Source organism: Kribbella albertanoniae (assembly GCF_004348455.1).
Taxonomy (GTDB): domain Bacteria; phylum Actinomycetota; class Actinomycetes; order Propionibacteriales; family Kribbellaceae; genus Kribbella; species Kribbella albertanoniae.
In genome coordinates this window covers 1-14,227 of the sequence record NZ_SMKA01000249.1, presented here as the reverse complement: position 1 = coordinate 14,227, position 14,227 = coordinate 1, and the positions used below count along the sequence as shown (strand labels likewise).

The window sequence follows — 14,227 nt, the reverse complement described above, 5'->3', positions numbered from 1 at the left end:
CGTGGGGGAAGGCTCGGGCGAGGACGCGGGCGCAGAGGTCGGCGGGTGGGTTCAATGGTTCAGACAGGGTGGTGGTGAGGTCGTGGGCGTGGAGTAGGGACTCGACGCAGGCCATGGCCGTGAAGCCTTCGGGGTCGCCGATGCCCCAGGGGTGGTAGGCGCGGGTTTCCGGCGGGGTGGCGCGGACCACCAGGGCGAGGATGCGGCCGGCGGCTTCCACAAAGTCGAGGACGCCGGCGGGTGGCGCGAGTTCCTGGGCGGTGGCTGACCAGCGGACGTACTTTGTCGGTGCGGCCACCGCTAGTTGGCTGGCCCAGTGCAGGTGGGCTTGGCCGAGGTGTTCGGCGGTGGTTCGGCAGGTCCAGTCGAGCGAACCTGCGAGTGCCGACCAGTCCTGGTCGACGGTCGGGCGTAGGGCGTCGACGACACAGGTGACTGCGGTATCGAGATCGTCCGCGGTGATCAAGGGTTCTCCTCCGTTGCGGCCGACTCCCTTAGGCAGGAAGACGCAGCGACGTACTGGCTGCGAGCGCCGGGATGAGCTGGTCGGCGATCTTCTGGTGACCGGCGACCGACGGGTGGATGTTGTCGGTGCAGTCGGCCTCGGTGATCCAGCCGGTCGAGTCGATCAGGACGACATTCGGGTCGTCGAGCATCTTCACCGCGGAGGCGATCGCGTCCGCATGCTTGCCGTTGAACGGCGGAAGCGCGACCACCGTCGTCGACGGGTACGCCGATCGCACGCGGCCGATGTACTCGGCGTACTGCTCCGGCGTCAGCGTCTCGTCGTTCACCGCGAGGTTGACCACCACCACGTCCGGCGCCTCGACCCGCTCGGCGGGCGAGCCGGCGAAGTTCCAGCCGAACGACTCCAGCCCCGACGGCACCTCGCCGTTCCCCGGCTTCACGATGCCTTGGCTGCCGAAACCGACCTGGTACGACGTCGCTCCGAACGCGCGGGCGGTCAGGTACGCATAGGACGCCGTACCGTCCACGCCCTCCGACTCGATCTCCGGGCCGATCGCCCGCACGCCCTGGGTGATCGAGTCACCGTAGAACTCCAGGCGCGGGCCGTCGGGCCGCCCGCTGAGTCGCAGCCGGGAGTTCACGTCGAGCACCAGACCACCGAAGACCACCGCGCACCCGAACGGCGGGTTCCACCGGTTGGCGTGCTCGTTGACGTCCTTGACCGCCACCTCGACCTTGTGCCGGCCGGTCGGTGCAGTCAGTTCGACGACCGAGTCCTCGATCACGTGCAGGACCGGATCGTCGTCGTCGAGCTTGACCCACAGGTGCGGTGCCACCGTCAGACCCGTCGTGTCGAAGAGCAACTGCACTCGCTCCCCCGCGAAGGAGAACGAGAGCCGCGAGCCGGAGTTGACGGTGATCGCGACACCGGGCTGGTGACCCCACTGGCCTTCCAGCACGATTCGCGGGTCTGACGGGGCGACAACTTCACCCGGCTCGAACGGCACGCTTGTACTCCCTGCTAGTCGGTGGCAGCCGCCATTCTTTCACCACCCGTTCTTGTGGGCTCGCGCCTCGAACAGCAGGATCCCGGCGGACAGTGCGACGTTCAGCGAATCGGCCTGGCCGAGCATCGGGATCGAGACGCCGCCGAAGCCCTGCGCGTGCCACTCCGCCGACAGGCCCGAACCCTCCGATCCGACGACGAACGCCGTCGGCCCGTCGTACGACGTCTCCCGGTAGCTGCCCTGAGCCGCTGGATCGGCGAGGTGTACCTGGAAACCGTGCGCCCGCAGCCAGTCGGCCGCGGAACCGATCTCGCCGAACTCCAGTACCGGTGTGGACAAGATGGTGCCCCGGCTGGCCGAGTACACGGCCGGATGGCTCGGGCGGGCCCGCCTGCTGGTCAGGATCAGGCAGTCGGCATCGGCCGCGTCGACTGTCCGGATCAGGGTGCCGAGATTGCCGGCGTACTCGACGCCGTCCGCGACCAGGACCAGCGACTCCGCGGTGAAGTGGAGTGCATGTGGGTCCCACACGGGGAGCCGCGCGATCGAGAGCAGGCCGTCGGAGCGCATCTTGCGGGACAGGCGGTCGAGCAGTTTGGCCGAGATCCGGTAGACCGCGGCGGCACGGTCGGCGATCCGGTCGACCGGGTACGTCGTACCGGCTTCGGGGCACCAGAAGAAGGCCTCGAGTTCGGTGTCGGTGGCGAGCAGGCGGTCGTGTTCCCACGCGCCTTCGACGAGGATCCGGCCGGGAGCGGCGTCCTTGCGGACAGTGAGCAGGTCACGAACGGCGGGGTGCTGGGCGCCAATAGCCGGCGCAGCAGGATGCACAGTCATGTGCGGGACTCCGTACTGGAGAACTGAGCAGCGCACCGGGCACCCTGTGATGGGTCCGCACCGGTGTGTGAACGCCTCTACTTCGGCGTTGTGGTCCTGACGCGGTCTACCTGGACCGCGTCAGCCACTGTGATGCTGCTTCATGTTCGCGATGGTAGGCAGTGCCGGCCGCGGTCGTCACCAGGTTTTCCACAGGCTCGGCGGGCCCGGTTTTGGTCTGTCGGTGGTGATGGCTAGAGTCCCTTTCCTGGTTGCCGTTCGCTCGCGGGGGCGGCGCCACACGGGAGGAGTGAGTATGGACGCGACATTGCTGGACGCTGAGGCCGAAGCGGCCGTGCTGCGCGTCTACCGGCAGGTGTTCGCCGTGCTTGCCCGTGAGGCCGGGGCGATGATCGTCGATCCGGAGCTGCTGGACGCGGATCAGGCGATCCTGGATGCCTTCGCCGAGGCCGGGAGCGACGGGCTGACCGTCGAGCAGGCGACGCTGGCCTGCCGCGGCTACCCGCACGACGTGATCGTCCGCCGGTTCGAGGTGCTGCGGCAGTACGGCGCGATCACCAAACTGGTCGACCGTCCGAACGAGTTGCGCCACCGGGCCGCCTTCGCGCCGTACGTGATGCTGATGTTCCTCAAGCGGATGTCGGTGCAGGGTGGTCAAGGTGAGCTGCACCAACTGCTGACCCTGGAGGCACACAGCGTCAGCGACCCGAGCGCGACCGAGGACCAGGGGCTGGCCTCGATCGAGCGGCTGACCAAGGTGTTCCGCCTGTTGGGGAACGAGTTGGCCATCCTGGTCGCCACGAGCACGACACCTCAGCTCCGGGAGAATGCACAGCTCGCTTGGGGTAACGAACGGCTGATCGAGCAGGCCGAGAAGGTGCACCGGATCGTCCTCGAGCGTTGGCCGACGTTGCACCGCGCGTGTACGTCGTTGCGGATGTCGCTCGCTGCGTACGCCGATGCGGTCCAGCTGGCCGCGGGTCGGCTGGTGGAGCGAGCCGGTACGACGCGCGCGCTCGGGCTGCTGCCGATCGAGACGTGGGTGACGTTCACCCGGGGTAGCGAGCCGGATGTGCTGGCCGCGGTGCTGGACGGACTGCTGTTCGACGCGGCCGCTCCGGACTTCTCACCGCAGACCATGGTGGAGGCGGTCGAGACCGGCCGCCGATCCGGTACGGCGAGGATGGCTCCACCGCGGCCGACTGCGGATGTGGACGCGCCGGAGTCGGCAGCCGCAACTGACCGTGAGGAGTTGCGTGCCGAGGCTGAGCGAGTGCTCGCTGAACGGCCGTCTGTGGACATCGTCGAGGTGGTCGACGACGCGGGCGACTGGGTCACCGCGCGTCGGGTCCTGGCCGAGCTGACGGCTGCACATCTGCATGACGAGCTGGACTATGAGCTGGTCTGGTCGGACGGGATGCGGATTGATCCGACGGCTGGGACGCCGTGGGCGACCGAAGGTGTGTTCCGGAGGGCCAGTCGATGAGTACGCCGTCCGAGGCCGTCGAGCGACGGCTCTACAACGCGCTGTGGTGGGCGAAGGTGCAGTCGGCCGGTCCGCTGGAAGTCGAGCCCGATACGCCAGCAGTGGCTGGTCTGACCCGCGCGGCTGAGCCGGACGGTTCCACGGTCTGGCTGGTGCCGACGATGCCTTCGGGTGCCGGCCACGCCGTACTGGATGAGCTGGGCACTCCCCCGGTCGCTGTCGAGCAGCCGAACGAGACAGCCCGGGTGCTGGCGATCGTGGTCGCCTGCTGCTGGACCGACCGCAGTGGTTCGGCCTGGCCGGGCGCGATCGGCACGCTCACCCAGGTGCGAGCCGTGTACGCCGGAATGCGTGGCCGGGCCGAGCAGTCGAGTGACCTGACGCTGATCATCGGCAGCCTCCGGCGCCTGCACGCAACCCACTGGATCCGCTGGAACGAAAAGGCCGGCGAGGTCCGCCTCGGCCCCCGAGTCATCAACTGGACCCCGGCCGACCAAGCCACCCTCCGAGACCTCTGCCGCCACCTCCCTGATCCCCCACCGGCAATCCTCAGCACCACACCCGACACCCCGACCTCAGATCCCCTCCCCACCTCGGAGGTGGGAGATGAGTGAGTCGCAGCATGCGTTGTTTGATCCGTTGTTGCAGGATCTGAGCGATCGCGCTCGGGACGAGGTGCTGGCTGCGTTCAGCGCGGTGCAGTATGCGGCGCATCCGGTCGCTGAGGTGCAGCTGGCCGGGCTGCGGGATGTGACGCTGCGGCGGCAGGTGCAGAAGATGCTGAAGCTGATCGGCCGGGTGCTGGTGCAGGTCGACGGCACGCATTGGACGTCTGGGTACTCCGATGACATCGCCGCCGCGCTGACAGCGCAGGGCTGGCAGCCGTTGTCGGTGGTCGACCGCGCCGTACTGGTGCTCGTCCTGATCCACTCGGTCGCGATCCCCCGCAGCGAAGGCATCCTGACCGGCGACAGCTGGAAGTCGGCCCGGCCGACGACCGTTGACGAGCTCCGGACCACCAAGATCAGTGGTGAAGAGCGACGGCTCGCGCTGCAGCGACTACGTGCAGCCGGGTTGATCCAGCTGTCCGGTGACCACTCTGGTGGGCCCAGCTACATCCCCGGCCCACAGCTGCAGCGCCTGACCCCCGCGGCCCGGCGCCGGCTGCAGGACCAACTCATCCTGGCCGCCGCCCCGGCCAGTCCGATCGCCGAAGCCATCCGGGCCCGCAACGGGACGGCGACCCCGCTGGACGACGCATCGAGCAGTGCAGAACAAGAAGAAGGAGTGGCATGAGCAGCACGGTGGAGGACGGTCCGTTCGACATCCTCGGGTCGAAGGTGCTGCTCGGTGTCCAGGTCGTCGACCTGTCCCGGCTCTCCACGCACCCGATCCCGATGGTCGGCCAGGGCCTCGTGACGGTCGCCGGTCAAGGCCCGACCGACTCGAACGGCGCAGGCAAGTCGTCATGGATCGCCGCGCTCAGCCTGCTGCACGCCGACGACCAGTGGCGGCTCACCAGTGGTGCGCCGGGTGCGGCCGAGCTCCTGTTCACCGCCGAGGCGGCCGGCCAGGAGGGCAACTGGTCGAACGTCGACCGCGGCTACATCGTCGGTGTCTTCTCCGATCCCGCGCTGACCGAGCTCGACGAGATCGAGGCGGCCGCGATCACCGTCTGGATCCGCATCAACCGCAAGGCGTCGTACCTCGATCTACGCTGGAAGAACGGACTACACGTCCCGTACGGCGCGACCGAGGCCGAGCGGGCCGCCGGAGCCGACGCGTTGTGGGCCGCGCTCCCGCACTCCAACGGCCGCACGGACTTCCACGCCAACAAGCTCTCAAGCGTCCTGTACGGCGGTCAGGTCCGCTGCGTCTCGTTCTTGTCGACCTCGGTCCGTTCCAGCCCAACCGCGAACCTGCTCGCCGAGCCGCTGAACGAGCTCGGCCCGGCCCGGATCTTCAACGCGATCGCGACTCTCACCGGCCTCGATCACGAGCTGGAGCAGGAGCAGGCGCACCGGTCGGCCGAGCACACGCAGCGCGAGGCGACCAAGCAGGCGACGGCCGACCTGCAGCGGTGGGAGCAGGAGATGGCCGCGGTCGAGGCCGGCATTCTGCAGCGCGCCGCGGCCCGGGATGCGCTGGCTGCGGCGAAGGAGTCCTGGCAGGCAAGGTGTGCACGGCACCTGATCGACGGTGACGCCCGCAACGGCGAGATCCTGCACGAGCTCGGTGAGCTCGACGAGCGGGTCGCCGAGCAGGAGGCTCGCCGGGAGGCGGTCGATGCCGCGATCGATGCCTTCGGCAACGAAGAGGTGTTGCTCCGGGACGTTCAGCTGACCCGCCAGGAGCGCGACAAGCTGGATGCGCGGGACCGCGATCTCGACCTGGCCCAGCGGTCCGTGCGTGAGCAGCTGGAGCGGCTCGGGCAGGAGCATCGCCGTCTACTGGACGCCGGTCGCTCGGCGGACGGCCGCGATCTGGCTGCGGCCGGCGAGGAGCAGACCGAGGCGCGCGTGGCGCTCGAGGAGCACATCGGGCGCGACCATGCGGCCCGGTCCGCGGTCGATGTCGCGACCGCCGAGCTGCGGGAAGCCGAGAGCGGCCAGACCGTATCCGCAGCACAGCAACAGGTCCTGGAGAACGCAGGACTCGAGTGCGGTGCGCTCACCGACATCACCGAGCTGCCCGCGTCGGCTCGATCCGAGTGGGAGCCGCGACTGGCGCCGTACCGGGAAGCTGTTGTCATCGACGCCGGTGATGCGGCCGTCGCGTCGGCAGCACTTGCCGATGCCGGGTACGCCGGATTCCTTCTGGTGCTGGCGAATCGCCCCGGCGCCAAGCGTGCCAAGGGCGTTCCGACCTCCGCCGACAAACGCTTCACCCTCGATGCCTTCTTCACGACGCTCGCCGAGCGCGCCACCAAGGAGAACATCGACGACGTTGCCGGTGTGGTCGCGGTCGGGCAGTTCGACGAGCCGCTGACCGGCCGGACCGCGCGCATCGAGGCGGCTCGCCGCCGGGTCGAGGCCGCGGCCGAGGCACGCGCGGCAGCATCAACGGCGCTGGAGCAGGCCCGAGCGCGCGTCGACCAGGCCGAGCGCCGTACGGCGGCCGCCCGGGCTCTCGCGGACGCCGAATCGGTGCAGGAGCAGATCCTCGCGCTGCGCGAAACCATCGACCGCCACGAGACCGATCGCGACTCGCTCGCCCCGCAACTCCAAGCTGCCAAGGAATCCGCCGAGGCCGCGGCCGGTCAGCAGCTGGTTCGTGACGAGCGGCTCAAGAACCTCGAGTCAACCCGCCGCGACCACGACCGGATCCTCGACGACCTGGCCGGGCGCCGGTTACGGCTGCTCGAGGAGCAGACCGGGCTCGACCTGACCGCCCGGATCACCGCCTGGGGTACGACGCCGGCCGAGGCCGACGAGTTCCTGCTCGGGCTGCCTGACGAAGCCCAGCGGCGGACGACGTCCGACTGGAATCACCAGGCCTGCACCCAGCTCGACGACGTGATTCGCCGCTGTTTCCCGAATGCCCGCTCCCGCGAGGAGATCCCGGCCGAGCTCTGGGAGATCCTCAACGGTCCGGACGGCTGGACGAGCGGGACTCTCGGCGCGCGCGTCGGCCTGGTCCCGGCGTTGCAGCGGACGCTGAGCAGTCACCTCGCTCAGCACGAGACATTCGACAGCCTGCAGCAACAGCAGATCGCCAATCAGCGCGCCGAGCGCAACGCCGCTCTGGAGCGCGCCCGCGAAGGGCTCGGCGAGGCCGAGAGCACAGCTCGCGCTCACCGCGCGTCCCTGGCCGACGGCATCAAGGCCCGGCTGCGCCTGGTGTCGCAGGAGTTCGACCGGCTCGATCAGCAGTACGGCGGGTACGGCGCGAAGCTCGAGTTCCCCGAGCCGGATCCGCCCGCCGAGCCGGACAAGCCGTGGCGCTGGACGGTCACCCCGAAGTGGCGACGTTCGGAGGGCGGCCCGTTCTCGGCGTTCAACGTCAAGGGCAACACCGCGCAGATGGACGAGAAGGCGGTGAAGCTCGTCTGCGCCGCTGCTCTGGCCGGCGGATCCGACCGGCCGCTGCTGCTGATCCTGGATGAGCTCGGCCGCAACCTGGGTTCGCAGCACCGCCGGGAGGCCGTGGCGCTGTTCGAGCAGATCGGTCGCGACCGCAACATCACGGTGATCGGCGCACTGCAGGACGACATGGAGCGCTATGCCCTCGCGTCGTCGCGGCTGTACGTCAAGCTCCGCCGCAGCTCGGACACGATGGCCTACAACCAGGCCCCGGTCGTGAAGGGCAACGAGGAGTACGCCGCTCGCGTCGAGCTGCTGCGGTCATGGCTCGAGTCGTACCGCGGTAAAACGCCGACGCTTGAGATAGCCTCGCCCACTCTCACGTAGACAAACGCTTTCCGACAGAAACAATCATCCAGCGTCTTGATTAAGTCCGTCAGGTCCGCATACTGACGGGTGAGAGCGCTCTCTCCTACCGCCCCAGGGAGACTACAGATGACCTCCGGCCTGCTTCGTCATGTCACCGTACGGCTCACTCTGCTGATCGTTCTCGCGATCCTCAGCTCGGTGCTGGTCTCGGCACCGGCCGAGGCCTTCGCGCCGAAACCGCCACCGCTGACCACGCCATGGACCAATCAGGTCTCCGTCACCAACCCGCTCCCGGAGTATCCGCGGCCGCAGCTGACCCGAACCGAGTGGCAGAGCCTCAACGGCGTCTGGCAGTTCGCGCCGACCAGCAACCTCAACACCCCGCCGGTCGGCGGGACGCTGGCCGAGGAGGTGCTGGTCCCCTACCCGATCGAGTCGGCGCTGTCCGGCATCATGCGGCACGAGAACCGCATGTACTACAAGCGGAACTTCACCATCCCGGCCGGCTGGTCCGGCCGTCACGTGCAGCTGAACTTCGGCGCTGTCATGTGGCAGTCCAAGGTCTGGGTGAACGGCGTCCTGCTCGGTACGCACGAGGGCGGGTACGACGCGTTCTCGTACGACATCACCTCGGCCCTGCGTGCGGGGACCAACGAGATCATCGTCGGCGTCTGGGCGCCGGTCGACGCCGAGGACATCCCGTCCGGCAAGCAACGCCTCAACCGCGGCGGCATCTGGTACACCCCGTCGTCCGGCATCTGGCAGACCGTCTGGCTCGAACCGACCGAAGCGACCTGGATCAAACGGCTCGACACCATCCCGAACGTCGCGGCCGGCGGGCTCGACCTCGCCGTACAAGCTTCATCCGCAGGGCAGCCGGTCCGTGCGCAAGTGCTGTCCGGCGGCCAGGTCGTCGGTGAAGCGACCGGCGTCACCGGTACGTCGTTCCGCGTACCGGTGCCGAATGCGCGGTTGTGGTCGCCCGACGATCCGTTCCTCTACGACCTCAAGGTCACCCTCGGCCGCGATGCCGTCGGCGGCTACTTCGGGATGCGGTCGGTCGGCAAGGCGATGATCGGCGGCTTCCTGCGGCCGACGCTCAACGGCAAGTTCGTCTACCAACTCGGCACACTCGACCAGGGCTACTGGCCCGACGGTCTCTACACCGCGCCAACGGACGCGGCGTTGCGCTTCGATCTGGAGCAGCAGAAGTCGCTCGGTTTCAACATGGTCCGCAAACACATCAAGGTCGAATCGGCCCGCTGGTTCTACTGGGCCGACAAACTCGGTCTGATGGTGTGGCAGGACATGCCGTCGCTGGTGGCCGGCCGCAACGCGTCGGCGACCGGGGAAGCGCGGTACGAGACCGAGCTGCGCCGGATGATCGAGAACCACAAGCAGATGACGTCGATCGTGCAGTGGATCCCGTTCAACGAGGGCTGGGGTGAGTTCCAGGCCGGCCGGATCGCCGATCTGGTGAAGAGCCTCGACCCGACCCGCCTCGTCAACCACAACTCCGGATCGAACTGCTGCGACTCCGATCCAGACCCCGGCAACGGCGACATCATCGACGACCATATGTACGTCGGCCCCGGGATCGCCCGCGCTCCGTCGAGTACCCGGGTGCTGCAGCTCGGCGAGTACGGCGGGCTGGGCCTGCACGTCCCCGGTCACGAGTGGCCCAGCGGCAACAGCTTCGCCTACGAAATGCTGCCGACCAGCGACGCGCTGACCAGCCGCTACGTCCAGATCACCAGTCAATTGCCGGATCTGATCAACGGCTCCGGGCTGTCGGGTTCGGTCTACACCGAGCCGACGGACGTCGAGGACGAGATCAACGGCTTCTTCACCTACGACCGCCAGGTGCAGAAGATGGACTTCGCCCGGGTGCGTGCTGCCCATCAACAGATCCTCGCGGCTGCGAACGGTACGGCGCTGCCGACCGGGAAGCTGGTGTCTTTCCGAGTCACGACGCCGAACTACACCAACCGCTACCTCCGCCATACCGGTGGAGTCGCGAACACCGAGGTGGTCGACTCCGGCAGCAGCCAGGGTCTGAAGCAGGACGCCACGTACTGGGTCCGCTCCGGACTGTCGAACGGGAGCTGCTTCTCGTTCGAGTCGCGCAACTTCCCCGGTCAGTACCTGCGCCAGCGGGATCAGCGGGTCTACAAGGAGGCCAACACCGGCGGCACTTTCGCGGCCGATGCCACCTTCTGCGCCCGCCCGGGTCTCAGTGGAGGCGGTACGTCGCTGGAGTCCGCAGCTCGACCTGGTCAGTACCTGCGGCATCGCAACTCCGAAGTGTGGATCGACGGCGACACCGGCGGCTCTTTCCGCGATGACTCGACCTGGAACCTCATACCGGCGTGGTGGAAGAGCGGTGCCAATCTGAGCGTCGGCCAGGCCCGCACCTTCCGAGTGGCCACCCCGGGCTACACGAACCGGGTACTGCGCCACCAGGAGAGCCTCGCCCGGACAGATGTCATCGACGCCGGATCTGCGCTCGCCGACCGGCAGGACTCGACCTTCGTCGTACGGGCTGGTCTGGCGGAGGGCACCTGTTACTCGCTCGAGTCGGTGAACTTCCCCGGTCAGTACCTGCGGCACAGCAACTACCGGCTGCAGAAAGCCACCAGCGACGGCACTGACACCTTCCAGCGAGATGCGACGTTCTGCGCACAGCCGCCGCTGGCTGGTGGCGCGGGCAACGTGTCACTGCAGTCGCTCAACTACCCCTCCTACTACGTGCGGCATGCCAGCGAGCTGGTGTACATCGCCACGGTCAGTGGAGGGAACGCGTGGGACGGTGGCGGCAGCTACAACGCCGACGCCACCTGGACCGACCAGTCCGGGCTGGGAGGCTGACATGCGCTCGCTGTTCGTCGCACTGGCCTTGCTGGGTACGACGCTCGCCGTACCGACTGCTGCCCAGGCCGAGGCTCAGGCTCAGGCCGTCCCGCTGGCTCAGGTCTGTTCGGTGTCGTGTGACGCGCTCGATCCGTCGCGCGCGCAAGAGGAGACCTTCCCAGTACCGGAGAAGGTGATCAACGGACGCCGCGTCGTACTGCACGTGTCCGACAAGGACTCGATGGCCTGGGGCAGCATCGACAACGGCGTCACCAACGACGCCGTCTGGCTGGACCGCAGCTGGGACGGCGGCGCGACCTGGGAGGGACTGCTCGGCAAGGCCTCGATTCCCAGTGGCTGGACCGGTACCCGAACGCTCATGTACAACCTGGCAGACCCGGGCGCCCACCGCCGCGGGATGATCCGAGCCTGCGGCGACGCAGCTGGGGTCGACTGCACTGCGTGGGTGTACCCAACTGTCTGCGCCGCGGCCTGTGACGGCAGCGACGGTGCATCCGGTGACAACCAGCCGGTCCCGTCGGCAGCGCTGTCCGGCCGCCGGATCGCCCTGCACATCGACAACCGCGGGATGGCCTGGGGCACGATCGACACCGGCCGCGCCGGCGACGAAGTCTGGCTCGACCGCTCCTGGAACGAAGGCGCCTCCTGGCCCGGCGGCTCCTCCCTCGGCCGCGTCGGTGTTGGCTCGGGCTCCACCGCGGCGAAGACCAAGCTCTATGCCACCACCGATCCACGCTCCAAGCTGTACGGCGGTGCCGTCCGCGCATGCGGCCGCGCAGTCGAAGGCCAAAACGGCGCCTGTACGGCGTGGGCCCGGCCGGCGTCGGATCGGACATCCGCAGCGGCCGATGCGCTGATGTACTCGTACCAGCCGCACACCGCCTGGTGGCTGTCGAGCTGGTGGAACTCCGCAGTCGCCCTGACCACGATGATGGACTACCAGCAGCGGATGCGGCGTACTGATCTGCGCTGGATGGTCAACGAGATGTTCGACAAGAACAGGGGCGTCTTCCCGGCCGGGGTGAAGAGCGGCGACGCGCTGGAGGGGAACTTCATCAGCCGGGCGATCGACGACACCGAGTGGTGGGCGATCGCGTGGATCCAGGCGTACGACCTCACCGGCGAGCGGAAGTACCTGGACATGGCGGTGACGATTGCCAACTATGTCCACGGCTACTGGGACACCGGTTCATGTGGCGGCGGTGTGTGGTGGGACCGCGAGCGCACGTACAAGAACGCGGTCACCATCGGGCTCTACGTCCGGATGACGGCCGCGCTGCACAACCGGCTGCCTGGCGACTCCATCTGGCTGCAGCGAGCCACGACCAGCTGGAACTGGTTCAAGAACAGCGGCATGATCAACTCCGCCGGCCTGGTGAACGACGGGCTGACGGGCTCGTGCACCAACAACGGGCAGACCGTGTGGACGTACAACCAGGGGCTGGCGATCGGCGGTGCGCTCGAATTGTGGCGCGCGACCGGGGATGCCGCCGTACTGGCCAAGGCTCGGCAGCTGGGTGATGCGGCGATGTCGTCGACGTTGCTGAGCCCGGGCGGGATCCTGACGGAGTCGTGTGATGCCGCGGGCAACTGTGACGACAACCAGAAGCAGTTCAAGGGAATCTTCATGCGGTATCTGATGGATCTGGCCGACAGCACCGGCGAGGCGTCGTACAAGACCTATGCCCAGCGGCAGGCCGATTCGATCTGGCAGCACGACCGGGACAGCCTGAACCGGCTCGGGCAGCGGTGGGCCGCGGGTGGCGTCCGGGACTGGCGGACCCAGGCCAGTGCACTCGGTGGACTGCTCGCAGCGACGCCGAAAAGCTGAGGTACTTCGGATGGATACTTACTAAAACCGGACCCCGGTGGTCACCTCCGAACCACCGGTGCCGCAGACTGGTCGGGTGGAACTTCCAGAGAACCGCACGGGCTCTTCACGCCGGGTAGGCGGAACTCTGGCCAACCATCCGGCCACCGGCGTACCGTCTGCTGCGCAGGATCGGCCGGCACACGATCGGAGGGCGTGATGGCATCATGGCTGCTCCGCGCCCAGTGGGCTCACCGTGACGAGACCGTCGAGCAACGCGCACTACGGGTGGATCGCACGCTGACGGCTGTCGCGGTCGCGTTCCCTGATGTGCATGCCTGGACGCAGGACGAACGGTGGGGGTACCACGTCCTCGAGGCGGATGGTTCGATTCCGCTCGAGGAGATGGTCGAGGCGACCACGAAGGTGCTCGCCAACGGATCCAGTACCACCCGGCTGCATCTCCAAAGCACTGGTGAGCTGCCGTGGCTGTTCGACCTGTCGATGGGCGGCACGCTGACGACGGTCTCGGACCAGATCACGCTGCACTGGAGCGATGACGAGGCGCTCACGCAGTCCGACCGCTTCGCGCAGGTCCTGCGTGCTGTTGTGTCGATCTGGGAGCCGGAGTGGGCCAGCATCGCCGACACCGAACTCGCGGCCGCTGCGGGGGTCTTCCGTCGGGGAATCCCGATGATGGGCTGGCTGACGTATGTCCGCGGCATGGTGGCCGGCGCTCACGGCATCGACATCCAGCTCACGCCGTTCGAGCGTGGAACGCTGCTCCAGGCCCCGGTCTCCCCGGCGGACCTCACTCCGGTGCACATCTGTGCTGCGGCAGCGCTGGTCGGGATCGCTCCCGAAGGCTGATCACCTCAGCTTCTACTTGCCTTAAAGAGGTCCAGACATATGTTAAGGGCCACCCCTAGTGGGGTGGCCCTTAACAGTGTGAATGTCCGGCGGCGTCCTACTCTCCCACGACCTCCCGGTCGCAGTACCATCGGCGCTGAAGGGCTTAACTTCCAGGTTCGGAATGGAGACTGGGTGTTTCCCCGACGCTATGACCACCGAAACTCTATCAAAATATCAACAACCAACCCTGCTGATCACAACCCTTAGCGTGGTGCCTGGGGGTTGGTGCTGGGGGTCCTGTTCATATTCTGGGAACCGTACAGTGAACGCGAGTTACTTGTAGCGCAGCGGCTTTCACTGTTGCCAACCGTGTGGTTGGTGTGTGACAAGCCCTCGGCCTATTAGTACCAGTCAGCTCCACACCTTGCGGTGCTTCCACTTCTGGCCTATCAACCCAGTGGTCTACTGGGGGCCTTACCCGGTTAACCCGGTGGGAGACCTCATC

The 14,227-nt window shown here is 67.7% G+C and carries 10 protein-coding genes and 2 rRNA genes; 7 read left to right on the top strand and 5 right to left on the bottom strand.

Features of this window, described 5'->3' with window-relative positions:
• From E1261_RS35530 to E1261_RS35520, 3 genes are all read right to left on the bottom strand, one after another.
• Positions 1 to 466: hypothetical protein (locus E1261_RS35530; protein WP_132414116.1), on the bottom strand; the 466-nt coding region annotated here is incomplete at its 3' end.
• Positions 467 to 494: 28 nt separating this feature from the next.
• Positions 495 to 1,475 (bottom strand): GDSL-type esterase/lipase family protein, encoded by a 981-nt coding sequence (locus E1261_RS35525; protein WP_238176631.1) that lies wholly within the window; start codon positions 1,473 to 1,475, stop codon positions 495 to 497.
• Between the two features lie 39 nt (positions 1,476 to 1,514).
• Positions 1,515 to 2,312, bottom strand: a complete 798-nt coding sequence (locus E1261_RS35520) for a TrmH family RNA methyltransferase (RefSeq protein WP_132414115.1) — start codon at positions 2,310 to 2,312, stop codon at positions 1,515 to 1,517.
• Between the two features lie 295 nt (positions 2,313 to 2,607).
• On the opposite strand from E1261_RS35520, the gene E1261_RS35515 reads away from it, so the two are divergent.
• The 7 genes from E1261_RS35515 to E1261_RS35485 all read left to right on the top strand — a co-directional run bounded on the left by E1261_RS35515 (position 2,608) and on the right by E1261_RS35485 (position 13,740).
• Positions 2,608 to 3,798: a hypothetical protein gene (locus E1261_RS35515; RefSeq protein WP_132414114.1), complete on the top strand. Its 1,191-nt coding sequence runs from the start codon at positions 2,608 to 2,610 to the stop codon at positions 3,796 to 3,798.
• Complete coding sequence (locus E1261_RS35510) at positions 3,795 to 4,412, top strand: hypothetical protein (protein WP_132414113.1); 618 nt, start codon at positions 3,795 to 3,797, stop codon at positions 4,410 to 4,412. The genes E1261_RS35515 and E1261_RS35510 overlap by 4 nt, the downstream gene beginning before the upstream one ends.
• Positions 4,405 to 5,094 carry a hypothetical protein gene (locus E1261_RS35505; RefSeq protein WP_132414112.1) on the top strand — a complete coding sequence of 230 codons (690 nt, stop codon included), beginning with the start codon at positions 4,405 to 4,407 and terminating at the stop codon, positions 5,092 to 5,094. Before E1261_RS35510 ends, E1261_RS35505 begins: the two co-directional genes overlap by 8 nt.
• Positions 5,091 to 8,207 carry a coiled-coil domain-containing protein gene (locus tag E1261_RS35500; RefSeq protein ID WP_132414111.1) on the top strand — a complete coding sequence of 1,039 codons (3,117 nt, stop codon included), beginning with the start codon at positions 5,091 to 5,093 and terminating at the stop codon, positions 8,205 to 8,207. Before E1261_RS35505 ends, E1261_RS35500 begins: the two co-directional genes overlap by 4 nt.
• A gap of 108 nt (positions 8,208 to 8,315) precedes the next feature.
• A complete protein-coding gene (locus E1261_RS35495) occupies positions 8,316 to 11,057 on the top strand; it encodes an AbfB domain-containing protein (protein WP_132414110.1) in 2,742 nt (913 codons plus the stop codon).
• Between the two features lies 1 nt (position 11,058).
• Positions 11,059 to 12,891 (top strand): glycoside hydrolase family 76 protein, encoded by a 1,833-nt coding sequence (locus E1261_RS46625; RefSeq protein ID WP_132414109.1) that lies wholly within the window; start codon positions 11,059 to 11,061, stop codon positions 12,889 to 12,891.
• Between the two features lie 198 nt (positions 12,892 to 13,089).
• Positions 13,090 to 13,740 carry a hypothetical protein gene (locus E1261_RS35485; protein WP_132414108.1) on the top strand — a complete coding sequence of 217 codons (651 nt, stop codon included), beginning with the start codon at positions 13,090 to 13,092 and terminating at the stop codon, positions 13,738 to 13,740.
• Positions 13,741 to 13,824: 84 nt separating this feature from the next.
• On the opposite strand, the gene rrf is transcribed toward E1261_RS35485, so the two are convergent.
• Both rrf and E1261_RS35475 read right to left on the bottom strand, forming a co-directional pair.
• A 5S ribosomal RNA gene (rrf, locus tag E1261_RS35480) occupies positions 13,825 to 13,942 on the bottom strand.
• Positions 13,943 to 14,103: 161 nt separating this feature from the next.
• Positions 14,104 to 14,227, bottom strand: a 23S ribosomal RNA gene (locus E1261_RS35475); the annotation flags it as partial.